Annotated in this window: 24 protein-coding genes and 1 pseudogene; 15 read left to right on the forward strand and 10 right to left on the reverse strand. The window is 30.2% G+C overall.

Annotated features, from left to right (window positions below; all coding sequences use genetic code 11):
* Positions 1 to 48: 48 nt before the first annotated feature.
* On the reverse strand, positions 49 to 1,449 hold the full coding sequence (locus HMPREF2647_RS07440; protein WP_070859821.1) for an amino acid permease: 1,401 nt from the start codon (positions 1,447 to 1,449) through the stop codon (positions 49 to 51).
* 306 nt (positions 1,450 to 1,755) lie between these two features.
* On the opposite strand from HMPREF2647_RS07440, the gene HMPREF2647_RS07445 reads away from it, so the two are divergent.
* On the forward strand, positions 1,756 to 2,568 hold the full coding sequence (locus tag HMPREF2647_RS07445; RefSeq protein WP_017174982.1) for a metallophosphoesterase: 813 nt from the start codon (positions 1,756 to 1,758) through the stop codon (positions 2,566 to 2,568).
* A 51-nt stretch (positions 2,569 to 2,619) separates the two neighbouring features.
* Here HMPREF2647_RS07445 and HMPREF2647_RS07450 read toward each other — a convergent pair whose 3' ends face one another.
* The 5 genes from HMPREF2647_RS07450 to HMPREF2647_RS07470 all read right to left on the reverse strand — a co-directional run bounded on the left by HMPREF2647_RS07450 (position 2,620) and on the right by HMPREF2647_RS07470 (position 7,881).
* Entirely contained in the window at positions 2,620 to 3,231 is a 612-nt protein-coding gene (locus tag HMPREF2647_RS07450; RefSeq protein WP_017174981.1) for a C39 family peptidase, read from the reverse strand.
* A 538-nt stretch (positions 3,232 to 3,769) separates the two neighbouring features.
* Positions 3,770 to 4,435: an iron-sulfur cluster repair di-iron protein ScdA gene (gene scdA / locus HMPREF2647_RS07455; protein ID WP_017174980.1), complete on the reverse strand. Its 666-nt coding sequence runs from the start codon at positions 4,433 to 4,435 to the stop codon at positions 3,770 to 3,772.
* 225 nt (positions 4,436 to 4,660) lie between these two features.
* A complete protein-coding gene (locus tag HMPREF2647_RS07460) occupies positions 4,661 to 5,857 on the reverse strand; it encodes a putative multidrug effflux MFS transporter TcaB (protein WP_002488760.1) in 1,197 nt (398 codons plus the stop codon).
* A gap of 140 nt (positions 5,858 to 5,997) precedes the next feature.
* Positions 5,998 to 6,720: a hypothetical protein gene (locus tag HMPREF2647_RS07465; RefSeq protein ID WP_002488783.1), complete on the reverse strand. Its 723-nt coding sequence runs from the start codon at positions 6,718 to 6,720 to the stop codon at positions 5,998 to 6,000.
* A 15-nt stretch (positions 6,721 to 6,735) separates the two neighbouring features.
* Complete coding sequence (locus tag HMPREF2647_RS07470; RefSeq protein ID WP_019834816.1) at positions 6,736 to 7,881, reverse strand: glycerate kinase; 1,146 nt, start codon at positions 7,879 to 7,881, stop codon at positions 6,736 to 6,738.
* 150 nt (positions 7,882 to 8,031) lie between these two features.
* On the opposite strand from HMPREF2647_RS07470, the gene HMPREF2647_RS07475 reads away from it, so the two are divergent.
* From HMPREF2647_RS07475 to HMPREF2647_RS07485, 3 genes are all read left to right on the forward strand, one after another.
* On the forward strand, positions 8,032 to 9,528 hold the full coding sequence (locus HMPREF2647_RS07475) for a hypothetical protein (protein WP_017174978.1): 1,497 nt from the start codon (positions 8,032 to 8,034) through the stop codon (positions 9,526 to 9,528).
* A 2-nt stretch (positions 9,529 to 9,530) separates the two neighbouring features.
* Positions 9,531 to 9,911 carry a GtrA family protein gene (locus HMPREF2647_RS07480; protein WP_017174977.1) on the forward strand — a complete coding sequence of 127 codons (381 nt, stop codon included), beginning with the start codon at positions 9,531 to 9,533 and terminating at the stop codon, positions 9,909 to 9,911.
* A gap of 181 nt (positions 9,912 to 10,092) precedes the next feature.
* On the forward strand, positions 10,093 to 10,968 hold the full coding sequence (locus HMPREF2647_RS07485; protein WP_017174976.1) for a cation diffusion facilitator family transporter: 876 nt from the start codon (positions 10,093 to 10,095) through the stop codon (positions 10,966 to 10,968).
* A gap of 40 nt (positions 10,969 to 11,008) precedes the next feature.
* Here the strand turns inward: HMPREF2647_RS07485 and HMPREF2647_RS07490 are convergent, their stop codons facing one another.
* A complete protein-coding gene (locus HMPREF2647_RS07490) occupies positions 11,009 to 11,452 on the reverse strand; it encodes an aggregation-promoting factor C-terminal-like domain-containing protein (protein ID WP_070859823.1) in 444 nt (147 codons plus the stop codon).
* A gap of 348 nt (positions 11,453 to 11,800) precedes the next feature.
* Here HMPREF2647_RS07490 and HMPREF2647_RS07495 point away from each other — a divergent pair, with 348 nt between their 5' ends.
* The gene (locus HMPREF2647_RS07495; protein WP_017174974.1) at positions 11,801 to 12,487 is read left to right on the forward strand and encodes a 2,3-diphosphoglycerate-dependent phosphoglycerate mutase; all 687 of its coding nucleotides are present in this window, start codon (positions 11,801 to 11,803) and stop codon (positions 12,485 to 12,487) included.
* Positions 12,488 to 12,620: 133 nt separating this feature from the next.
* Here the strand turns inward: HMPREF2647_RS07495 and HMPREF2647_RS11185 are convergent, their stop codons facing one another.
* Entirely contained in the window at positions 12,621 to 12,719 is a 99-nt protein-coding gene (locus HMPREF2647_RS11185) for a putative metal homeostasis protein (protein WP_017174973.1), read from the reverse strand.
* 95 nt (positions 12,720 to 12,814) lie between these two features.
* Between HMPREF2647_RS11185 and HMPREF2647_RS07500 the strand changes: the two genes are divergently transcribed.
* From HMPREF2647_RS07500 to HMPREF2647_RS07515, 4 genes are all read left to right on the forward strand, one after another.
* On the forward strand, positions 12,815 to 14,254 hold the full coding sequence (locus HMPREF2647_RS07500) for an MDR family MFS transporter (RefSeq protein ID WP_070859825.1): 1,440 nt from the start codon (positions 12,815 to 12,817) through the stop codon (positions 14,252 to 14,254).
* A gap of 118 nt (positions 14,255 to 14,372) precedes the next feature.
* Positions 14,373 to 15,173: a transporter substrate-binding domain-containing protein gene (locus HMPREF2647_RS07505; RefSeq protein WP_002448333.1), complete on the forward strand. Its 801-nt coding sequence runs from the start codon at positions 14,373 to 14,375 to the stop codon at positions 15,171 to 15,173.
* Complete coding sequence (locus HMPREF2647_RS07510) at positions 15,154 to 15,873, forward strand: amino acid ABC transporter permease (protein ID WP_002448600.1); 720 nt, start codon at positions 15,154 to 15,156, stop codon at positions 15,871 to 15,873. The genes HMPREF2647_RS07505 and HMPREF2647_RS07510 overlap by 20 nt, the downstream gene beginning before the upstream one ends.
* Positions 15,870 to 16,601 (forward strand): amino acid ABC transporter ATP-binding protein, encoded by a 732-nt coding sequence (locus HMPREF2647_RS07515; RefSeq protein WP_017174970.1) that lies wholly within the window; start codon positions 15,870 to 15,872, stop codon positions 16,599 to 16,601. The genes HMPREF2647_RS07510 and HMPREF2647_RS07515 overlap by 4 nt, the downstream gene beginning before the upstream one ends.
* Positions 16,602 to 16,703: 102 nt before the next feature.
* On the opposite strand, the gene HMPREF2647_RS07520 is transcribed toward HMPREF2647_RS07515, so the two are convergent.
* Positions 16,704 to 17,126, reverse strand: coding sequence for a MaoC/PaaZ C-terminal domain-containing protein (locus tag HMPREF2647_RS07520; RefSeq protein ID WP_017174969.1), 423 nt, complete (start codon positions 17,124 to 17,126; stop codon positions 16,704 to 16,706).
* A gap of 40 nt (positions 17,127 to 17,166) precedes the next feature.
* Positions 17,167 to 18,414 carry an aminoacyltransferase gene (locus HMPREF2647_RS07525; protein WP_017174968.1) on the reverse strand — a complete coding sequence of 416 codons (1,248 nt, stop codon included), beginning with the start codon at positions 18,412 to 18,414 and terminating at the stop codon, positions 17,167 to 17,169.
* 267 nt (positions 18,415 to 18,681) lie between these two features.
* Here HMPREF2647_RS07525 and HMPREF2647_RS07530 point away from each other — a divergent pair, with 267 nt between their 5' ends.
* The 6 genes and pseudogenes from HMPREF2647_RS07530 to HMPREF2647_RS11610 form a co-directional block, all read left to right on the forward strand.
* The gene (locus HMPREF2647_RS07530; protein ID WP_017174967.1) at positions 18,682 to 19,041 is read left to right on the forward strand and encodes a DUF4467 domain-containing protein; all 360 of its coding nucleotides are present in this window, start codon (positions 18,682 to 18,684) and stop codon (positions 19,039 to 19,041) included.
* Positions 19,042 to 19,065: 24 nt separating this feature from the next.
* The gene (locus HMPREF2647_RS07535) at positions 19,066 to 19,662 is read left to right on the forward strand and encodes a thioredoxin domain-containing protein (protein ID WP_049382396.1); all 597 of its coding nucleotides are present in this window, start codon (positions 19,066 to 19,068) and stop codon (positions 19,660 to 19,662) included.
* 300 nt (positions 19,663 to 19,962) lie between these two features.
* The gene (locus HMPREF2647_RS07540) at positions 19,963 to 20,478 is read left to right on the forward strand and encodes a YceI family protein (RefSeq protein WP_070859827.1); all 516 of its coding nucleotides are present in this window, start codon (positions 19,963 to 19,965) and stop codon (positions 20,476 to 20,478) included.
* Between the two features lie 111 nt (positions 20,479 to 20,589).
* Complete coding sequence (locus HMPREF2647_RS07545; RefSeq protein WP_019834821.1) at positions 20,590 to 21,060, forward strand: SRPBCC family protein; 471 nt, start codon at positions 20,590 to 20,592, stop codon at positions 21,058 to 21,060.
* Positions 21,061 to 21,131: 71 nt separating this feature from the next.
* On the forward strand, positions 21,132 to 21,314 hold the full coding sequence (locus HMPREF2647_RS07550; RefSeq protein WP_002448340.1) for a hypothetical protein: 183 nt from the start codon (positions 21,132 to 21,134) through the stop codon (positions 21,312 to 21,314).
* Positions 21,315 to 21,438: 124 nt separating this feature from the next.
* Positions 21,439 to 21,543 (forward strand): annotated as a pseudogene (locus tag HMPREF2647_RS11610) (formate/nitrite transporter); the annotation flags it as partial.

Genomic DNA, 21,543 nt, shown 5'->3' on the forward strand with positions numbered 1-21,543 from the left:
TAAGACATAGAAAAGCGAAACTGAATTCAGTTCCGCTTAATAAAATATCTAATGATTGATTGATTCTCGAGGTTGCTGACGTGTTTTTTCAGCTAAATATTCAGCATTTTTCTTATACTTTTTATAGAACAAGAATAAGAATATAAACCAAACTGGTGAAATAAATATGGCTACTCTCGTATCAGCACTAAAGAACAATAACACAAATACAAACAAGAAAAATGCAAGAATAACATAAGCCATTGCTTTACCGCCTAGAAGTTTAAATTTATTGCGTTTATGTTCTTCAGGATTTTTTCGTACATATATAATGTAAGAAATAATAATCATTGCCCAAACAACTATAAATAATACAGTTGAGAGTGTAGTGACATAAATAAATAATTGAATTGCATCTGGAAAGATAAAGTTTAATAATGCGGTTAAAAGTAATGTCCCAGAAGATACAAACATTGATAAGTAAGGCACACTATGATGATTTGTCTTACTTAACATCTTAGGTCCTAATCCTTGTTTAGATAAACCAAATAAAATACGACTATTAGAATAAATACCACTATTCGTTGCAGAAGCGGCTGCTGTTAATACGACAAAGTTAACAAGTCCTGCTGCAAAAGGTAAACCAATCATACTAAATAACATCACAAATGGACTTGCATCAGGGTTAATCTTATTCCAAGGAATCACTGACATGATCACAAGTAAGCCTCCCACATAGAATAATAAAATTCTAACAGGTACATTATTAATTGCTTTTGGAATCACTGTGCGAGGATCTTTAGTTTCTCCAGCTGTAACACCTATTAGTTCAATACCAATAAATGAGTAGACAGCAATTTGGAATGACATTAAAAATCCAGCTGGTCCATTTGGAAAAATACCGCCATGATTTACAAGGTTACTAAAAGACGCATGTCCATACGACGTTTTAAATGAAAAGAAAATCATAACTAAGCCAACGATAATCATGGCAATAATAGTAATAATTTTTATAATAGAGAACCAAAATTCTAACTCTCCAAATAATTTTGCACCAAGCATATTGAATGAAATAAGTAAGAGTACGATAAATAATACAGTTAGCCAGTGAGGAACGTTTGGAAACCAAAAACTAAAGTATTGTCCCATTGCCGTTAAATCAGACATACTTGAAACAATCCAAGATAACCAATATGTCCAACCAATGACAAAACCACCGAACGGCCCCAAATATTCGTTGGCAATATCTACAAATGAATTGAAACGTGTATTACTAAGTAATAATTCTCCAAGTGCTCTCATGAAAGCAAATAACACTATACCAATAATTAGATAGGTAATCAGTAATGATGGCCCTGTTAACGAAATCGTTTGTCCAGAACCTAAAAATAATCCTGTGCCAATAGCGCCACCAATTGCAATTAATTGAATGTGTCTATTACTTAATTCTCTTTCTAACTGTCTTGCCATAGACTTCCCCCTCAGAAAGCCATACGATAATTACGTAAGCGCTTTCTTTAAATTTTAAAAACTTGTTTAACAAAGTGGAAAAGAGTGAAGATCAATTTGTAATTAATTAGAATATTCAGATTTTTAAAAGTTTACTTTTTTAAATTTTGTTAAATATGTAACTTTGTTAAAAGTTAATTTTATTATACTCTTAATTTTCAAAAAAACAAATGTGTGTATACAACTATGAAAAACAGAATAATTTATATTTATAATAATCTATGGCATAATAGATAAAATTTAAAAATGTATTAGAGGAGTAGAGGAATGAGAATCGGAGCGATTTCTGATCTACATATAGACAGACATCCTAAACTAAAATCAAATGTATATCTAGAAACATTGATTAAAGTAGTTCAACATAGAGAGATTGACTTACTATTAATTGCAGGAGATATTTCGAATTATTTTAGAGATAGCTATCAATTTATTAAAGATTTAAAAACTGCTTTACATATTCCCATATTATTTGTTCCAGGAAATCATGATTATTGGAAAGCAGAGGATGGAACGACATCTCAAGATATTTATGATTTTTATAGAACAAAGCCAGAGTGTTTGTTGGATCATCCATATGTAATTAATGATAATTGGGCTATTGTAGGCCATACTGCTTGGTATGATTACAGTTACGCTGATAAAAAGTTTGAAGAAACTCGATTAAAAAAAGGGAAATATTATGGGGCCACTTGGCAAGATAAAGTGAAAATCGATTGGGATGAAGATGATACGATTTTATCCAAAAAGGCGGCTAAGCATGTTAAACAAGCATTGGAGCAACTTCAAGATAAACAAATTATTTTAATGACACATATTGTGACACATTCTAAATTTGTAGTACCTACCCCTCATCGTATTTTTGATTTTTTCAATGCATTTATAGGTACATCAGATTTCGACCGATTATATCAACAGTTTCCGATTAAATACAGTATTATGGGGCATGTTCATTTTCGTAAATCTTTAGTAGAAAATAATATAACCTTTTTATGTCCTTGTTTAGGTTATAAAAGAGAATGGCGAACAGCAGATATATATTCAGAAATGAATCATGCATTAATAGACTTTGTAATAGAATAAAAAAAAGCAAGAAACGACGTTCAGAAGACAGTCGCTTTTTGCTCTTTTAATTTATGGTTTTACATAGATACATTTTTTACCAGGGGCGTTAAAGCTACGCTCCATGAATTCTTTTTTAATTTTTATAATCTGGAAGCGATTAGGTACTAATGCAGGCACAATTATTTTTCTTAAAAAGTGACTCCATAAAGGATCAATATAATAGTAATGTGTGTCGTCATATCCAATAAGTAATGTAACGTGAATGTTAGACACAAGCTGACGCGTGTGGTTATCAAATTTAAACGTTTTACGTGAAGGTTTTTGACCTAAGCTTGTATGATACATAAGAATCGGTTGTCCTTGATCAATCACAGTTTCTAATTCTTCTAAATTCGTACCAGTGCCATCTACGATACGTGAATCAAATGTTTGTAAATATGGAACATAAGCAGAAGGGAAAATCGTTTGGTGATGACCAAACTTAACAAGTAAATGGTGACCAACATAGCCTTTATAGGGATTATTTGGATGCGTAGGCCAATGTTTCATAATATCAGTAGCTTTAATATTATGATGATTATATTGTAATAACATAGCTGCAGAAACGCCTTCACAACCCATAATCATAGGGATTGGAAAAAGTTGACTTTTAGGCGTAACTGATAATAATTTTTTATTCATTAACGTTCTCCTTTATGTCAGTAAAACATTGTTTTAAAGTAAATTTATTATATACCTTGATTAGAGTAGCGTATAATCATTTGAATTCTTTGTATTAACAAAATGTGGGTCAATATATTTAAGACAATAAGAAGAATGTTGATATAGTAATTGATGTTAAAAATTCAAACCCAAAAGTGATTAAAGATATCATGCTTAAAATGTATCTTATTCATATACTAATTTTTAATATGCAACAGAAAGATTGAACAGTTAATATAAAATAAAATTGGGAGTTATGCATTTAAAAATGAATATATGCAAACTCCCAAGTATTATTTTATTTTGCGGCATGAACAATATCATTTATGTTATGTTTATTGCGTCAAAAATCTTTATTGCACATTATACTGATAGATAACATTAAAGGACCTGCTTTCTTTTGATTCTGTAGATATGGGTTTAGTCCTTAAGATGTCATAGCTTCTTATTTAATCTGATTGTGTTAAAAAGTAAGTCAATCTTATTTTTCTAGGATGCATGTTATCGTTAATACAAATTAAAATTTATTAAATAATACGTGATTTTCAAGATGTACATGTTCATGTGTTTCACGTTCTAAATGTTCAAGGCGTGTGTAGACTAAACGCCAAGTATTACATGCTTCACTAGGTGGCTGATACTGATTTGTTAAATCGCTCATTTCTTCTAATAGATGTCCAGTTTGAGTATGATCTTCAACTAAACTTTCAATAACTTGATGCGCATTCTTAACTTGTTCACCACGTGCAATTTTAATGAGTAATGGAAAATCATGATTATCTTCCTTATCCATATGTTCAAGCATACCATCACGATACTGGCGATATAACTCTTGTAATTGAAGTAAATATGGATGGTTTGGTCCATGAACTTTTGCAATTTTAGTGACATAAGGTGAAAGGTTTTTAAATTCTTCACGCATTGTTTCATGGTAACGTGATTGAATATATTGAATTAAGGAAGGGACATCTAAATATTTAATGTTGATATTTCCTGTTGAATGTACAGGTAAATGATTAATTTCTTCTATAATTGTATCGACATTTACTTTTTTATTTTTTACTGCATTTTTAATTGAGATATTTCCACCACAACAAAAATCTATTCCGTATTTTCTGAAAACATCCGAACTTAATGGAAAATCAGTAACGACATTAGCAACAATTGAATCTTTAGTGACCATAAATAAATCCTCCTTATTTAACTATAGTTTATTATAGTAAATAATAATCATTTTCAATTAGAGAAGAATAAGTTGTCATGTATTTGTTGAAAAGTCATTACAAATTTGTGAATGTTAAAAAATACTTGAGATATAATAATTGTCTCAAATATTTTTTAACATATTAGCAGTCGATGTTTATATTAAAAATGGATGCTAGATTACGTTTATTAATATAAGAATATATTAGATACGTTGATATTTTTTAAAATATAAAAATTGAAGTAAAACTATGAGAATTGCTGTGATAACAATTACTGTGAGATAAGGCATTACATTATACTGTCCTTTAAGACCAACTAAAGGAGACACTAGACCACCAAGGATAAATTGGAATAAACCTAGTAAACTAGAAGCATTTCCACTTCCACCAGTACGTTCTTCCATAGCCATTGAAAATCCTAAGGGGCCGATTGAAGTGACAGGACAAACATTTAAAAAGAAAGCGACTAATAAGAGCCACAATGGACCTTGTAATATCAAAGTAAATACAACGAGAAGTACACCAATAAGTTGAATGAAAGTCAAATAAATTAAGATTTTAAAACGATGTATACGTTCAACAAGCAAAGCAACGATTTGACTCACAACAATTAAACCAATGCCATTGATTGCAATCATTACGCTAAATTGTTGAGGCGTCATATGGTATATTTTCTGAGTGATAAACGGAGAAGCAGATGAAAAACTAAATAACATAACATAAGTTAATCCTTGTAAAAACATTGGAATAATAAATCTTGGTCGTTTAAGCAAACGTCCAAAGTCAGAAAATATATGTTTGAAATTGGCAGTAACATGCTCAGAATGATGTGTGGTCGGCATATTGAAAGTAACGCCACATAACATGATTATGCTAATAGCTGTTAAAATAACAAAGATAATTCTCCATGAGCCAAGAGAAAGCGATAAACCTCCAAGTAATGGCATTAAAATAGTTACTATACCATTTACAACCATAAGAGAAGCAAGAAATTTAGCTAGAGTATTTCCTTGGTAATAATCTCCTGCGAAAGCTTTAGCGATAACAATAATACCTCCGGCAGTTAATCCTTGTACCAAACGTATCAATAAAAATAGTGGAAATGTTGTAATAAATATCGCACCACATGAAGCTAAAACGAATACACTAAGAATTATTAGTGCAATTTTTTTTCGACCGAATACATCTGATAAAGGTCCGAATATAAACTGTCCAAGTGCTAGGCCAATCATTGCAAAGGATAGGGTAAGTTGTATGCTTGACGTTGATGTATTAAATTGTTGCTGAACTGCTGGTAAAGCGGGTAAATACATATCTATAATCATTGGACCAAATGCTGTCATTGTTCCTAGAACAATGAGTAATAGCATCGGCAATTTAGTATGTGTTGAGTTATGCATAATTGTACTCCTTGAAAAGATTTGCAATGTACATTATATAGGTTTTTGAGAAAATATGTAATTTCAAATATAAAAAGCTCTAAAAAGATTGATTTAATCAATCTTTTTAGAGCTGAAATTTGTCACAATACATAAGAATATTAATTATTATTACCAAGAATACTGTTTAGTTTTTTCTTGATATCATCTACTTTATTATTGACATCATCTAATAGCGCATTCACTTTGTTTTCATTTGCGTTGTTTTGTTGTGCATTATTTGCTTCTTTTAACTTATTAACTTGGTCTTGATAAAATTGAGTTAATTTAGAGTCTTCTTTAGTAATCTCATTATTTTTTAATTTATCAATTTGAGATTGTATTTGTCTAAGACGTGATTCAGTGTCTATTTTATCTTTAATATCATTTTTTGCATCTTCAACTTGTTTCTTGATATTATCGCTTTGATTTTGAACTTCTTGTTGATAATTTTTAGATACATCATTTGTTGCATTATACGTATGTTGTTTATTGTCCGATTCCTTTTTATGATCAATATAAGATTTAGTCGCAAAAATGCCAATAATTAAAAGAAGAATTGCAATAATAGCGATTAACCAACGTTTTGATTTTTTATTTTTTTCATTCTCTTCTTCTAGTAATTGTTCACGTCTAAAGTCACGATCGTTATAGTAACGGTTAGCATTTTCATCATAATCGCCCTGATTTTGATGATGATACTCTTGACGAGGTTCATTTCTTCTGTAATTTTCTTCACTTTGACGTCTCTGTTGACGTTGTTGATACTCGCGACTTTTTTGATTACGTTGTTGATATTGATCATCGTATTGATATGAATCTTTGTATTTTTCAGTACGTTTCATAGATTTCACCTCTTTTTAATCATTTAACTTAATTAATCGAGCAATATTTTCAGCAGTTTGTGTTAAGAATCGTTCTCCATTTTCTAATAAATAGGGGAGTTCTGATGGCGTTTCTATAATGCTAAACACAGTATCAATTCCATGTTGATATACGGCTTGATAATTTTTTCCTAAACTACCGCATATACCAATAACAGGTAAGTCGAATTGTTTGGCTGCTTTTGCCACTCCGATAGGTGTTTTACCATAAATCGTTTGTACATCTATTTTTCCTTCTCCTGTAATAACTAAATCGGCATCTTTAATGCTTTGAAGAAATTGCGTTTCTTTTAAGACAATATCGATGCCATTAGATAATGACGCATTGAAGAAAGTGAGAATACCAGCTCCTAATCCACCGGCAGCTCCAGCACCAGGTATATCTTTAACACTGATATGATATGCTTTCTCTATCATATCATGATAATTTGCGAGTGCGGAATCCAACTTTGGTATCATCTTTTCAGTTGCTCCCTTTTGTGGTCCGTAAATATATGTTGCACCATTAGAACCTAATAAAGGATTTGTAACATCACATGCCACTTCAAAGGTAACGTCGTTTAATCTATAATCTAATTTTGACGCATCTATATGAGTTAAATGAGCAAGAGCGCCACCACCAAGTTCAATTTCTTCATTATCAGAGTTTAGAAATTTTACGCCAAGAGCGGTCAGCATACCACTACCACCATCATTTGTTGCACTCCCCCCTATGCCTAATATAATTTTAGTCACATTATGGTTTAGAGCATCTTTAATTAATTCGCCAACGCCAAATGTTGTAGTAATTAAAGGATTACGTTCATCTGTACGAATTAAATCTAATCCTGAAGCTGCTGCCATTTCAATAATAGCCACATGATTATCTCTCGAACGAGCATAAGATGCAGTCACTTCTCTAAAAAGTGGATCATGTACTTTAATGCTATGAATTGTCGCATCTAATGCTTCTATTAAAGCTTCGGTTGTACCTTCGCCACCATCTGCCATAGGGATAACCTCTGTTTTAAGCGCATCACCGAATATATTTTTAAAACCCTGTTCTATAGCTAATCCAGCTTGTTTAGCAGACATACTCTCTTTAAATGAATCTGGCGCAATAACCATTTTGTTTATGTTCAACGAGATCACTTCTGATTAAAATTATAAATAAAAAACTAAATTAAAATGATTTAATGTTTAAAATATAAAAAAAGTATATAATGGTATTTAATTAAATAGAATTGATTAAACACTATAATGTAACATTATTGTAGTGGAGGAGTAGTGTAAATGTCTAACTTTAAACAACACGAATTTTACATCTGGGTCATAGGGTTATTATTATTTTACGGTTACTTAGGTTTAATTATTCCTTTACATGGAATCGATTGGTTTTTTGGAAGTCATCAAGGCATAAGTACCTTTTATCATCATTTTGATAATTTGAATGGACGTTATATTAGTAATTTAATTGAACTTGTAGCAGTGCGTTCGGTAATATTACGTATGATTATGTATTCAATAATATCAGTAAGCATTATTTTATTAATACTCAAATTGATACGCCAAACATTTTCAATCCGTCATCTCATGCTTGCAACTATGTTATTGCTTATTATACCTAATTCAGTTTTTTCAGAGAGTTATGGAAGCTTTGGCTACTTTTTTAGTTATGCTTTTGGAATGATATGTGTTCTCTATAATTTGTATTTTATAAGTCAAATTTTATTTATAAAAGATGAACTAAAAATGTACAATGTCATTTTATTTTGGATCAGTTGTTTCAGTGGGCAATTATTTGCTGAATCATTAACTTTTTTCGTTAATTTGGCTTTATTCACGACATTAATTGCTTATTTTGTGTTAAAACGTAAAATTAACTTTAATTTATTAATAGGGTTTCTATTATCATTATGTGGTACATTAATCATGTTGATTAACCAGACGTACATTAATTATCTAAGTGACATTCAAGCAATGAGAGCACACATTGATGGCTTAGGTTATGTTCATAAATTAAGAGTTACAATATTAAATGACCTTCCACGTTATATGTTTTTTAATCATATTATCATAGTGTCTATGATTGCGATTGTTATAATTGGGTTACTTATAAAAAATACTCGCTTTCAAACGTTTTCTAAAATCAGACAAATGATATTAATGATTGGTATACTTGTATTGCCTATATACAAGATATTTATTTTTGAACCCTTTAATTTTAATCAAACAACTTTGATTACAAGTTATGGTCTAATTAATTTCTTATTATGTTTTAGCTTTTTCGTCAGTATAAGTATGGCTAGTTTTATTATAGTTACAGATAGCTACTATCGTATTATTTTAATAGTTGCTTTTATTTCTATTATTTTAAGTGCTATACCTATCTTTTTCATTTCAGAGGTAACGTCTCAACAGTTCTTTATTGTATATATAATGTGGTGTGTGATATTGATTACTTTAGTTACTGAATTACATACTTTAAAACAAAGCTATGATAATATTCTTAAAATTTGTGTAGGATGTTTATTATTCGTATTTATTGCTATTTTTACGATTGTGCATTTTAAATATGAAGCTAGATTAAATAATATTCAAACTCAAATTCAACAACATAGAAATGAAATTATTGTAAAACATTTGCCATTTGAGACATATTTCTATGAAATGACTCCAACTGAAGAAATCGAAAAGGAAAATTTCAAAGAGTACTATCAAATTTCAAATAATAAACAACTTAAAATATTGCCGTTTGATATTAATGTAATAGAAGACAGAGGAGATTAACTATGAAGTTAAAACAAACGCACTATGAAATAATTAAATTCGTCATAGTGGGTGGGATTAATACACTTGATTATTATTTAGTGTATCTCATTTTACTAAAATTATTACACATTCACTATATGGTGAGTCATATTATTGGATTTATAGTAAGTTTTATTATTTCTTATTATTTAAATTGTTATTTCGTTTATAGAGTTAAACCAACCCTTAAGAAATTTTTAAGTTTTCCATTAACACAAGTAGTAAATATGGGAATGCAATCTTTGTTTTTATATATCTTTGTAAGATGGTTTAATTTCCCTTCTGAAATTGCACCGTTTGTAGGACTTATCGTTACAATTCCGATTACTTTTATATTATCTAAATGGATTTTAAAAGACTAAAATTTAAAAAAGAGCTAGAATTGTGTACTTCTAGCTCTTTTTTTTATAAATAGGAAATTAGGTTTGACTAAAAAATTAATTAGCTTATTTTTATAAAAATGATAGAAATAAAAAAATATTGTAATTCAAATTTTGATAGTACATACTAGTAATACTAAGTGTTTAAGGTGGTTAACTAGATATGACCCAAAACGAAAATCTTAAATTGGCGCAAAGAGGCGCTTATTTAAGTTTAGTTGTTTATATCGTTTTATCTGTTGCAAAATATATTACTGGATATGTGTACGATTCGGCAGCTGTAAGAGCAGATGCATTGAACAATATGACTGATATTGTTGTATCTATCGCTGTTATTGTGGGGTTAAAGATTTCAATTAAGCCAGCTGATAAAAATCATCCTTATGGTCATTTGAAATCTGAAAATATTTCAACGCTTTTCGTATCATTCATTATTATGTTTGTAGGTATCCAAGTAGTGATTGAAAATGCACCTCGAATGTTGACAAATGAACACCATATTCCAAATTTTATTACGATTATTATTAGTATGATGAGTGGTGTCATTATGATTGGTGTTTATGCTATTAATCATAGACTTGCAAAACAAACTAAAAGTAGCTCATTAGACTCGGCCTCAAAAGATAATTTATCTGACGGTTTAGTCAGTATTGGTACTGCTATTGGATTATTATTTACACAATTTGGTCTACCTATTATTGATGTGATACTTGCTACTGTATTAGGATGTTTAATTATTTATACTGGGTTTGGGATATTTAAAGATTCAATTTTTGCATTGAGTGATGGATTTAAGGAACAAGATTTAGAAGAATATCGAAGTCTTGTTCAAGAAGTTACAGATGTAAGAGAAGTAAAAAATGTAAAAGGACGTTATCACGGCAGTAGCATTTTTTTAGATGTAACGATTGTAGTTGATGCAAATTTATCATTACAAGAAGCGCATGATATTTGCGATAGAGTAGAAACACATTTAGAACATAATGGTATATCGTCTGTATATGTTCATCCAGAACCAAATACATTAAATGAGAAATAAAAAAGAGCGGGAGTATACTCCTGCTCTTTTTTGATTCAATTTACCACCAACCATTTGATTCTCTAAAACGTATCGCTGCTCCAATTGATCCATAACGTTCTTTTGCATATTGAATCATGCCTTTAGTTTGGGTTTCCACTGATCCATACCCCCATGATTGGTTAGTTTGGCCTAATCCATGGTATTGACCATTTGATGCATTAGGGTTACCGCCGGATTCAGGAAGTACAATTTTCTCCCACATTTCTTCTGTGACTCCAGCAGCTAAGAAACGTTGATATACTGATTGTGTACGACTTGAAGTACTAGAAGTTGTCGCGTTTGAACTTGATATATTTAAATTAGATGTATGACTTTGATGATATTGGTATTGATGTTGTTGAGAAGGGGATGTTGATACCTCTTCTGCGTGTGCCTGGCCACTTTCTAATCCAGCGGCACCTAATGAGAGCATGGTCATTAATGCAAAAATTGATTTTTTCATGATAAAAAACTCCTTTGTGATTTGGATATTAATGTTCGAATTAAAACATTGCATCCCAATAAATCTAGATGTTGACTACGGTATGTTCACTATAACAGTTAATTTAATGACATAGGTTACTGTCATATCAAGAATCATTATCAAATATGAACACGAAGTAACAAATATCTCAAACGTTTATCATATATTCCGAATTAAATTATAAGTAGTCCTATTATGAAAAAAAGTGAAATAGTTCTATAATAATGGTGTAAAGATAAATAGATATTAAATTAAATAATGAGGAAAGTATTTATAATTCAATCGTTATACTCATTAACTTTCTATTAACCTAAGGAGTGTTATATTATGCCAAAATTAATTTTATGTCGCCATGGACAAAGTGAATGGAATGCGAAAAATTTATTTACCGGTTGGGAAGATGTTCAACTGTCAGAACAAGGGAGAAATGAAGCCATCACTTCAGGTAAAAAATTAAAAGAAAACAAAATTGAAATTGATGTTGCTTATACTTCTTTATTAACAAGAGCATTGGAAACGACTCAATATTTATTAGCTGAATCTGACCAAGAATGGATTCCCGTTCATAAAAGTTGGCGCTTGAACGAACGACACTATGGAAAATTACAAGGGTTAAATAAAGATGATGCCCGTAAGGAATTTGGTGAAGAACAAGTTCATCAATGGAGACGTTCTTATGATGTATTACCGCCAGCACAAACTGAAGAACAACGTCAATCTTATTTAAATGATCGTCGTTATCGTCATTTAGATCATCGTATGATGCCTTACTCTGAAAGTTTAAAAACAACATTAGAGCGTGTCATTCCAATTTGGACTGATCATATTTCACAACATTTATTAGATGGGGATACTGTACTTGTAGCAGCACATGGTAACTCTATTCGAGCATTAATTAAATATTTAGAAAACGTATCAGATGAAGACATTATAGGCTATGAAATTAAAACTGGCGCACCGTTAATTTATGAATTAGATGATGATTTAAAAGTAACTAATCATTATTATTTATAAAAGTGTGAGCAAGAATTTTTATTTATTGTAATATAGTAGATACAATAAAAGGCTAAAGCATTAAAGAAGTGCTTTAGTCTTTTATTAATGTAGTGGAGTAAGATTGTTTGTAAAAATAGTTAAACGGTTTTAACTAACGTCGATATTGCTTAATCATCTTTAATGCACGTTTGCGTGTTTTAATATTAGAACTTTTTAAGTTGCGACGTGCAGTTTGTAAATCTTGTTTCATAAATAGTCCTCCTTTTTATAAAGAATAAAGGAAAAGATGGTTTATGTAAATAGTAATTATTACGATTTATAAAATAAAAATAAGGAGATGATACCATGTCGCATAGTAAAAAGTTAATTATGATTTTCACTATGCTATTAGGTGGCTTTTTTGGTTTATTAAATGAAACCTTGTTGACCACAGCATTACCGAGAATAATGAAAGATTTTCATATTGAATATTCTCAAGTACAATGGCTCACAACAGCCTTCTTACTAACAAATGGAGTAGTTATTCCATTATCTGCATTTATTATTCAACGTTATACAACAAGACAAGTCTTCTTAACTGGAATTATTATATTCTTTCTAGGCACTTTACTAGGAGGATTTAGCCCTAATTTCACTACTTTATTAATTGCAAGAATTATCCAAGCATTAGGTTCTGGTATTATGATGCCACTAATGATGACGACGATATTAGATATATTTGAACCGCACGAACGTGGAAAATATATGGGGATGTTTGGATTAGTGATTGGTTTAGCACCAGCGATTGGACCTACATTATCTGGATATTTGGTTGAATACATTAATTGGAGAGCATTGTTTTATGTTGTAGCTCCAATTTCAGCAGTGACCTTTATACTTGCTTTAATTTTTATTAAAAACGTTGGAGTAAAAGTAAAAGCGCCCATTGACATACTATCCATTATCTTATCTATTCTCGGATTCGGTGGTATGTTATATGGGGTAAGTTCTATTTCTCAGAAAGGTTGGAATGACCCAGTCGTTCTGAGCACTATTATTTTAGGCATTATTTTTGTAGTTTTATTTATTTGGAGACAAGAACGACTTGAAACCCCTCTATTAAGTTTTAAAGTATTTAAAAATAGTCAATTCACAGTAGGTATTGCTATTATGGCTGTAACGATGATTTCGATGATTGGATCTGAAACGGTCTTACCTATGTTTGTACAAAATGTGTTGCAACGTACGCCTGTTGATTCCGGTTTGATATTGTTACCTGGAGCAATTGTAATGGCAATCATGTCTATCATATCTGGGAGTTTATACGAAACTTTTGGAGCACGAGTACTTTCAATGATAGGTATGCTTATTGTAACAATTACGACGTCCTACTTTGTAGTAATGGATGAACATACGTCAACAATTGTTTTAGCAACTATTTATGCGATTCGTATGATTGGTATTGCTTTAGGGTTAATGCCTGTAATGACGCATACAATGAACCAACTCACTCCAGAATTAAATGCTCATGGATCTTCAATGACAAATACGATTCAACAAGTAGCGGGTTCTATTGGTACAGCTGGTTTAGTAACAATTTTAAGTGTAGCAAGTCAGCATTTTAAACCGACACCAAGTGATTATCAAGGAATGGCTAAAACAGAGATGATGAAACACATTCAAACAGACGCAATGATACATGGATATCATTCTGGCTTTTTATTCGCAGTCATTATCACAGTTGTTAGTTTATTATTAACTTTTTTACTTAAACGAAAAAAGGATTTAAATGAAGAAAGTCATTAACCTCATATCTAAACCTTCTATTTTATTTAATAGTTTAAATAGTTATTGACTATTCATAGTGATGAGATTAGAATTAATTTATTCTGACTAATTTAATAGGAATATGGAGGAGTTATTAATGAAAAGACTTTTATTTGTAGCTTTGACACTTATTTTTGTATTAGCCGCATGTGGTAATAGTGGTTCATCTGACAAAAATAGTGATTCAAAATCAAGTAGCAGTAATAGTGATAAAAAAACCTTACGTGTAGGAACTGAAGGGACTTATGCACCTTTTACTTTCCACAACAAAAAAGATCAGTTAACTGGTTATGATATTGATGTAATTAAAGCTGTTGCGAAAGAAGAAGGATATAAACTTAAATTTAATGAAACATCTTGGGATTCAATGTTTGCTGGTTTAGATGCAAAACGTTTTGATGTCATTGCAAACCAAGTGGGTATTAATAAAGAAAGAAAAGAAAAATATAAATTCTCTAACCCTTACACTTATTCAAGTGGTGTCTTAGTTGTTCGTGATGATGAGAAGAATATTAAATCATTTGATGATGTGAAAGGTAAAAAATTAGCACAAACATTTACTTCTAACTACGGAAAACTTGCTAAAGATAAAGGTGCTAACATCACTAAAGTAGATGGTTTCAACCAGTCTATCGATTTATTATTATCTAAACGTGTGGATGGTACTTTTAATGATAGCTTATCTTATTTAGATTATAAAAAACAAAAACCTAATGCTAAAATTAAAGCAATCAAAGGTGATGCAGAACAAAATAAATCAGCATTTGCATTCTCTAAAAGTGTCGATGATAAAGTTGTTTCTGATTTCAACGATGGTTTGAAAAAACTTAAAGAGAATGGTGAACTAGCAAAAATTGGTGAGAAATGGTTCGGTGAAAATGTTTCTGAGCCTAAATAGTCAACAACAACACGCATTAGATGCAGCAACTCAAGCATTTGGACCCATGTTGGAAGGTTTAGTAAAATACTCTATTCCAATTACAATTGTGACATTTATTTTAGGTTTGATTATCGCTTTGTTTACGGCGTTAATGCGTATTTCGTCTAGTAAAGTATTAAGAGGAATTGCACGTGTATATGTATCTATTATTCGTGGGACACCAATGATTGTACAACTCTTTATTATCTTTTATGGTATTCCAGAACTTGGACGTCTAATTACTGGAAATGCAGACGAACAATGGACATTGTCTTCTGTTGTTTCAGCGATTATTGGATTGTCTTTAAATGTGGGTGCATATGCATCTGAAATTATCCGTGGCGGTATTATTTCTATTCCAAAAGGCCAGACAGAAGCGGCATACTCTATTGGAATGAATTATCGTCAAACGATTCAACGTATTATTTTACCTCAAGCGATTCGTGTTTCAGTTCCAGCTTTAGGTAACACATTCTTAGGATTAATTAAAGACACTTCATTATTAGGATTTATCTTAGTAGCTGAAATGTTCCGTAAAGCGCAAGAAGTTGCTTCTACAACATACGAGTACTTTACAATTTATATTCTCGTAGCTGTGATGTATTGGGTTGTTTGTTTTATTATTTCAGTCATCCAAGGCTTCTATGAATCATATATTGAAAGAGGGTATAAGGCATGATTGAGTTATCCAATATTCATAAATCTTTTAATGATAAAGAAGTAATTAAAGGTATTGATTTGAATGTAAAAAAAGGTGAAGTTGTCACATTAATTGGTCGTTCCGGTTCGGGTAAGACTACATTATTGCGTATGATTAATGCGTTAGAGATTCCGACTGAAGGCAACGTTACTGTGAATGATAAAACGTATACTGCTAAAGATAAGAAATCTCAAATTGAAGTACGTAAACAATCAGGTATGGTATTCCAAAGTTATAATCTTTTTCCACATAAAACGGCTTTAGAAAATGTGATGGAAGGTTTAGTAACTGTAAAGAAAATGAGTAAATCAGAAGCTAGAGATAGAGCATTAGACTTACTTGAAAAAGTAGGTTTGACACATGTTAAAGATCAACGTCCTCATGCACTCTCTGGTGGTCAACAACAACGTGTGGCGATTGCGAGAGCTTTAGCGATGAATCCTAAAGTGATGTTATTTGATGAACCTACATCTGCACTTGACCCTGAACTTGTAAATGATGTGTTGAAAGTTATTAAAGAATTAGCAAATGAAGGCATGACGATGGTGATAGTTACTCATGCAATGCGTTTTGCAAAAGAAGTATCTAATAAAGTTGTATTTATTCACGACGGAGAAATTGGTGAAGAAGGGTCTCCTGAAGAATTATTTAATCATCCTAAAACTGATGAATTAAGACGTTTTTTAAATGTAATTAATAAAAATTAAAAAAGAATCGTCGTTTGAGATATTTCATCTTGAACGACGATTCTTTTTATTGAATAATGCTTTCTTTCTTCACATAAATAGACTTTAGAAATGTTTATTATTTTAAACTGATAGTAAAACAGTAAGCTCAAATTGAAGTACTTTATTCTCATATTGATTAAATGTCATAACTTCAACGGTTAAACTACCAAATTGTTTTTTTAATTTTTTATCTAAAACTTTAACTTTTACATATAAGTTATCATTTGGATAAACAGGTTTAATAAAGGTTACATTATTTAAATGAGTCCTTGCTATGATGTCTTCTTCATATTTATTTTCTTCAATCCAAAGTTTAAAGGAGAGAGAAAGGGTATGCATACCTGATGCTATAATCCCTTTATACATTCCTTGACCTGCTTTTTTCTTATCTAGATGCATATATTGAGGGTCAAATTGATGAGCAAACTCTAATATTTCTTTCTCAGTTATTTTGTAATGTTTACTAATGAATGTATCTCCTATAGAAAACATACTGTATTTCATAGTTATATGCCTACCTTAAAGTATACTTATAATGCAATGATTATCTTCTATTTTTGATCCATTGTTGAGTATGATAAAGAACAGGTTTAATTGGCTTAATGAAGTCACCAATATATTCATAAACACCAGCATTAAAGCCTTTTTTGAACTGTTGGACACCATAATCTTCAGCATTTTCACTAAAGTCTCCAGTAATACCATAGAAGTTGTAACGGTCAATGTTATGCTCTTTAGCAAATTTAATCATTTCCCACTGTAAACGATAGGCCCCCATATATTCATTATATTTTGGATTAGAACCACTAGATAAATAATATACTTCATGTTCATTGTAGATATATAATGCAGCTGCTAGATTTAATACTTCACCTTCTGCTGCAATTTTATCTTTTGTTTGGTTTATTTTACGTTCATTGCTATCAAATTGTTGTTGAAGTTGATTGCGTTTATTTTTGTTCTTTTTAGAGTTAGGGCTTTCTTTTAAAGCTTCTTCAATTTCAGTAAGTTGTTTTGTTAAATCCTCATGTTTATGTTGTAGAGTAGACAAATAATCTTTTAAATCGATATAAGCTAATTTTAGCATGGCATGATCTTTATATGTTTTTTGCATTTCATAGAAATAAGGCTCATCTCTAAATTTAAAGCCATGTTTTTCTTCAGCCATTTGGAACAGTTCAAAGAAAGTATGTGTGTCTTCCATAGGTAATGTTTTAACTTTTACGCCCATCTCATATGTCTTTTTAATATTACGACGTGTTTGATAGTCCATTTCTTTTAGTAATTGTTCCTCAGTTTTATCTTTAAGATCAAGTACAGACAGCCAACGAATTTGACTCATTGTACTATAACCTACAGACCATCCTTGATGTTTATATCCTAAGTCTTCAAGTGTTTTAATCACTGCACGATTATCGTAGCTTTTTAAGATTTCTCCATCTGCATTACGTAGGTTTTCTAAAATATATGGATCTACTAAAACAAATAGACAATTTTGTTTTTTTAAATATTCTGTTAGTGATTTGAAAAAGAAGTGAACCAGTTTGATATTGCTATAATCCATTACTGGACCACGATGTGTGTAAAAATATTTATAAAATTTTAATGCGCGTGCTTCAGTCATTAATGTTGCAGCAATGACATCTCCACTATCATCTTTAACACCTACAACATGTACATCATGTTTCATCTCATTTCTATTATCCAAGTGTATTCGAGATTGTGTATAGTGAGAAAAATGTTCGGATGTGAATTTTTCAAATTCTTCAGGTGTTAAACTTACGAATTTCATGATTATCTACTCCTCTGTATTTTTAAGAATTCTAAACTATTTTATCAAATTAGTTCTATTATTACACACATTTAGTAAATTAATTTACTCGTACTTTAGTATTAGATAATAATTATTTTTTAAAATATATAACTATAAAACTTAAAATATAATATTTTTTAATAGTCTAGTTTATATTGCAAAACCACTGTATGATAATCAGTATAAGCATAGTATAATAGTAAGAGTTATATTAGGTTAGATTAGAAAAAGTAGGAGTGAACATATTTGAAAAGATTGATTTTATCATTAAGTGTATGTGTCATATTGCTAGCGGGCTGCGGTAATGATGAATATGCTAATAAAATAGATAAAGCTGTAAAACTACAAGATAAAAAACAAGAACGACTTGCTAGGAATGAACAAGGCGATGTGGTAAAACACTTTGATAAAAAAGACGCTAATATATATGTGTATGAAAAAGGTAAATATGTTGTATTAGCATATAGACCATTAAGTAATAACGATGAAATGCATTATTATACATATCAATTTAAAGACAAGAAGGCAACTTATTTAGAGCACTTTGATACGAAACAATATATTAGTACACATGATTCGGATTATAAGGAAGAAAATCTTAACTAATTGAAACAATCTTAAGGAGTATATATGAAAAAATTGATTTTTATTGGAGCTGGGATCATATGTTTAATCATTATCGTTGTCGCTTGCTCTCGAAATAAAAAAGAAACAACCCCAGCTCATACGAAAAATGGAAAAATTTTAATTGTAGAATATGGAGACTATAAATGTCCTTATTGCAAGAAAATTGAAGATAACGTCATGCCTATCATAAAAAAAGATTATATTGATACAAATAGAGTGGAATATCAATTTATTAATGCAAGTTTTCTTGGAAAAGATTCATTAATGGGCTCTAGAGCAGGGAATGCTATTCAATCTATTGCACCAAAAGAATATCTTACATTCCAAAAAAATATATATGCTCATCAACAAGAAGAAAAAAAACATTGGATTACTGAAACATTACTAGATAAAGAAATTGACCAATTAAATATTTCTCAAAAACAAAAAGATCGCATAAAAAAAGAATATAAAACTAAAAATAGCGATGCTTGGAAGGAAGCAGAAAAACAGAAAAAGTTAACAAAAGAAAATCATATTCAATCTGTTCCAACAGTTTTTATCAATGGTAAAAAAGTAGAAGACCCTTATAAAGTTAAAGAATGGAAACAATATTTATAGCATAATACAAAAGACCTAACTTAGTGTTGTTTAAATATTAAATTAGGTCTTTTAATTATGTTTTTATATAGTTTATGAAATATTTAAAAATCTTACATTTAAAATCATTATTTTTATAAAAAAAGGGAATAGAGATAAAAGAAATAAAGTTAGAACAATTAATTTACTTTAATTAAGTCGTTTAGTTTGTCATTTTCATTAGATTTATTTAATATACTGAGTATAATAATTATATTAAAGTAGAAGATAGATAAAATGAATACTATTAGTTTTATCATTTCACTATTGGAGGGAAAATAAATGGCTAACTTTAATTTAGATCCAGTTCATTCAGGTGTGAATTTCTCAATACAACACCTTGTAATTAGTAATGTAAAAGGACGTTTTAACGATTTTGATGCAGATATTACAGGTGACTTTCATGATTTAAGTTCTTTAAAAGGCACTTTTACTGTTCAAGCTAATTCTATTGATACTAAAGTAGAAGATCGTGATAATCATCTTAAAAGTGAAGATTTCTTAAACGTTGAACAATATCCTGAAATTAAATTTGAAATTATTAGTGTTGATGACCATTCAGTTACTGGTAATGTAACAATTAAAGATCAAACACAAAAAGAAACATTCGATTTAGATTATAAAGGTATTAGCTTAAACCCACTTAATAATAAAAATACAGCAGGTTTAGTTATTACTGGCGAACTTGATCGTGAAAAATATGGTGTTACATTTAACCAACCATTAGAAACTATTGGTTTCTTATTAGGTAAAACATTAAATGTGGAATTCGATTTAGAATTTCCTATTGAAGAATAATAAAGTTAAAAAACAGGCAGAGTTCTAACTTTGCCTGTTTTTTTATTGTCTTAAAATATAATAGTTGTTAAATTATAGAAATCACCATTTTAGAAATTAGGAGAGATAACGATGTCAATCGATGTAAAAGAAAATAAAATAATTTTTAAAAGAACATTTAAAGCTCCTATCAATGATGTATTTGATGCCTATACAAATCCATCGTTATTTGAGCAATGGTTTCATCCTCAAGGCGCTAAGACAAAAGTATATCGTTTTAATACTGAAGAAGGCGGGGAAGCCTTCTTTGCAATAGAAACCTCAGAACAGACAAGCTATACATTAACAGAATATCGAAAAGTGGATCGTCCGAAGTATCTTGAATACTTTGATTACTTTGCTACACCTGAGGGAAAAAAAGATACGCGTTTACCTGGTATGCATATTTCAATCAATTTTAACTCAGATAATAAACAAATGACTACTATTACGTCTACGTCAGTGTTTCCAACTAAAGAAGCAGCTCAACAAGCAGTAGGTATGGGAATAGAAGCAGGTATGAATTCAACATTAGATCAACTAGAAGTCTTACTTAATGAATAAATCGTCACGAGGATGTCAAAATTAAATTGAACTTTTAAGTTATAATAATATTGAAAAGAGGATGATATAGTATGAAAGAAAGATATTTAAAAGTGCTGGGATTATTTTCAATTAGTACTTTAATTCCAACATTATTAATTAATTCAAAGTGTTTAAATAATGGCGTCATAAAATATATTTTAAGAACGGCATTAGGCTATGGTATTTTTGCTTCAGGATTACGTTATTTTTCAAAATTAAAAAAAGCACATTAATATCATGACAAGAGCAAGATATGGAAAATAAACCTCCATATGTTGCTCTTTTTTAATCTTCTCTATTCAAAATGCACTTCACTATATATAATATAAAATTATAAATGAATTAAGGAGAGGGAATATGACAAGTAACCATACAACAATTGAAGATACATATACTACAAAAGATCTTATTAAAGCGGCTGTAAGACAGGTACAAATGAAAGAAGTTATGGCAACTCAAACA

It is taken from the genome of Staphylococcus sp. HMSC035D11, from assembly GCF_001836075.1.
Classification (GTDB): Bacteria; Bacillota; Bacilli; order Staphylococcales; family Staphylococcaceae; genus Staphylococcus; species Staphylococcus hominis.

What these genes read in the sequence shown, in the direction of transcription:
- HMPREF2647_RS07525 (WP_017174968.1), bottom strand. Translation starts at nt 18,414, where the DNA reads ATGAAATTCGTAAGTTTAACACCTGAAGAATTTGAAAAATTCACATCC.
- HMPREF2647_RS07450 (WP_017174981.1), bottom strand. Translation starts at nt 3,231, where the DNA reads ATGAATAAAAAATTATTATCAGTTACGCCTAAAAGTCAACTTTTTCCA.
- HMPREF2647_RS07505 (WP_002448333.1), top strand. Translation starts at nt 14,373, where the DNA reads ATGAAAAGACTTTTATTTGTAGCTTTGACACTTATTTTTGTATTAGCC.
- HMPREF2647_RS07535 (WP_049382396.1), top strand. Translation starts at nt 19,066, where the DNA reads ATGAAAAAATTGATTTTTATTGGAGCTGGGATCATATGTTTAATCATT.
- HMPREF2647_RS07465 (WP_002488783.1), bottom strand. Translation starts at nt 6,720, where the DNA reads ATGAAACGTACTGAAAAATACAAAGATTCATATCAATACGATGATCAA.
- HMPREF2647_RS07545 (WP_019834821.1), top strand. Translation starts at nt 20,590, where the DNA reads ATGTCAATCGATGTAAAAGAAAATAAAATAATTTTTAAAAGAACATTT.
- HMPREF2647_RS07500 (WP_070859825.1), top strand. Translation starts at nt 12,815, where the DNA reads ATGTCGCATAGTAAAAAGTTAATTATGATTTTCACTATGCTATTAGGT.
- HMPREF2647_RS07495 (WP_017174974.1), top strand. Translation starts at nt 11,801, where the DNA reads ATGCCAAAATTAATTTTATGTCGCCATGGACAAAGTGAATGGAATGCG.
- HMPREF2647_RS07520 (WP_017174969.1), bottom strand. Translation starts at nt 17,126, where the DNA reads ATGAAATACAGTATGTTTTCTATAGGAGATACATTCATTAGTAAACAT.
- HMPREF2647_RS07460 (WP_002488760.1), bottom strand. Translation starts at nt 5,857, where the DNA reads ATGCATAACTCAACACATACTAAATTGCCGATGCTATTACTCATTGTT.
- HMPREF2647_RS07540 (WP_070859827.1), top strand. Translation starts at nt 19,963, where the DNA reads ATGGCTAACTTTAATTTAGATCCAGTTCATTCAGGTGTGAATTTCTCA.
- HMPREF2647_RS07550 (WP_002448340.1), top strand. Translation starts at nt 21,132, where the DNA reads ATGAAAGAAAGATATTTAAAAGTGCTGGGATTATTTTCAATTAGTACT.
- HMPREF2647_RS07515 (WP_017174970.1), top strand. Translation starts at nt 15,870, where the DNA reads ATGATTGAGTTATCCAATATTCATAAATCTTTTAATGATAAAGAAGTA.
- HMPREF2647_RS07480 (WP_017174977.1), top strand. Translation starts at nt 9,531, where the DNA reads ATGAAGTTAAAACAAACGCACTATGAAATAATTAAATTCGTCATAGTG.
- HMPREF2647_RS07510 (WP_002448600.1), top strand. Translation starts at nt 15,154, where the DNA reads ATGTTTCTGAGCCTAAATAGTCAACAACAACACGCATTAGATGCAGCA.
- HMPREF2647_RS07475 (WP_017174978.1), top strand. Translation starts at nt 8,032, where the DNA reads ATGTCTAACTTTAAACAACACGAATTTTACATCTGGGTCATAGGGTTA.
- HMPREF2647_RS07485 (WP_017174976.1), top strand. Translation starts at nt 10,093, where the DNA reads ATGACCCAAAACGAAAATCTTAAATTGGCGCAAAGAGGCGCTTATTTA.
- HMPREF2647_RS07445 (WP_017174982.1), top strand. Translation starts at nt 1,756, where the DNA reads ATGAGAATCGGAGCGATTTCTGATCTACATATAGACAGACATCCTAAA.
- HMPREF2647_RS07440 (WP_070859821.1), bottom strand. Translation starts at nt 1,449, where the DNA reads ATGGCAAGACAGTTAGAAAGAGAATTAAGTAATAGACACATTCAATTA.
- HMPREF2647_RS11185 (WP_017174973.1), bottom strand. Translation starts at nt 12,719, where the DNA reads ATGAAACAAGATTTACAAACTGCACGTCGCAACTTAAAAAGTTCTAAT.
- scdA (WP_017174980.1), bottom strand. Translation starts at nt 4,435, where the DNA reads ATGGTCACTAAAGATTCAATTGTTGCTAATGTCGTTACTGATTTTCCA.
- HMPREF2647_RS07490 (WP_070859823.1), bottom strand. Translation starts at nt 11,452, where the DNA reads ATGAAAAAATCAATTTTTGCATTAATGACCATGCTCTCATTAGGTGCC.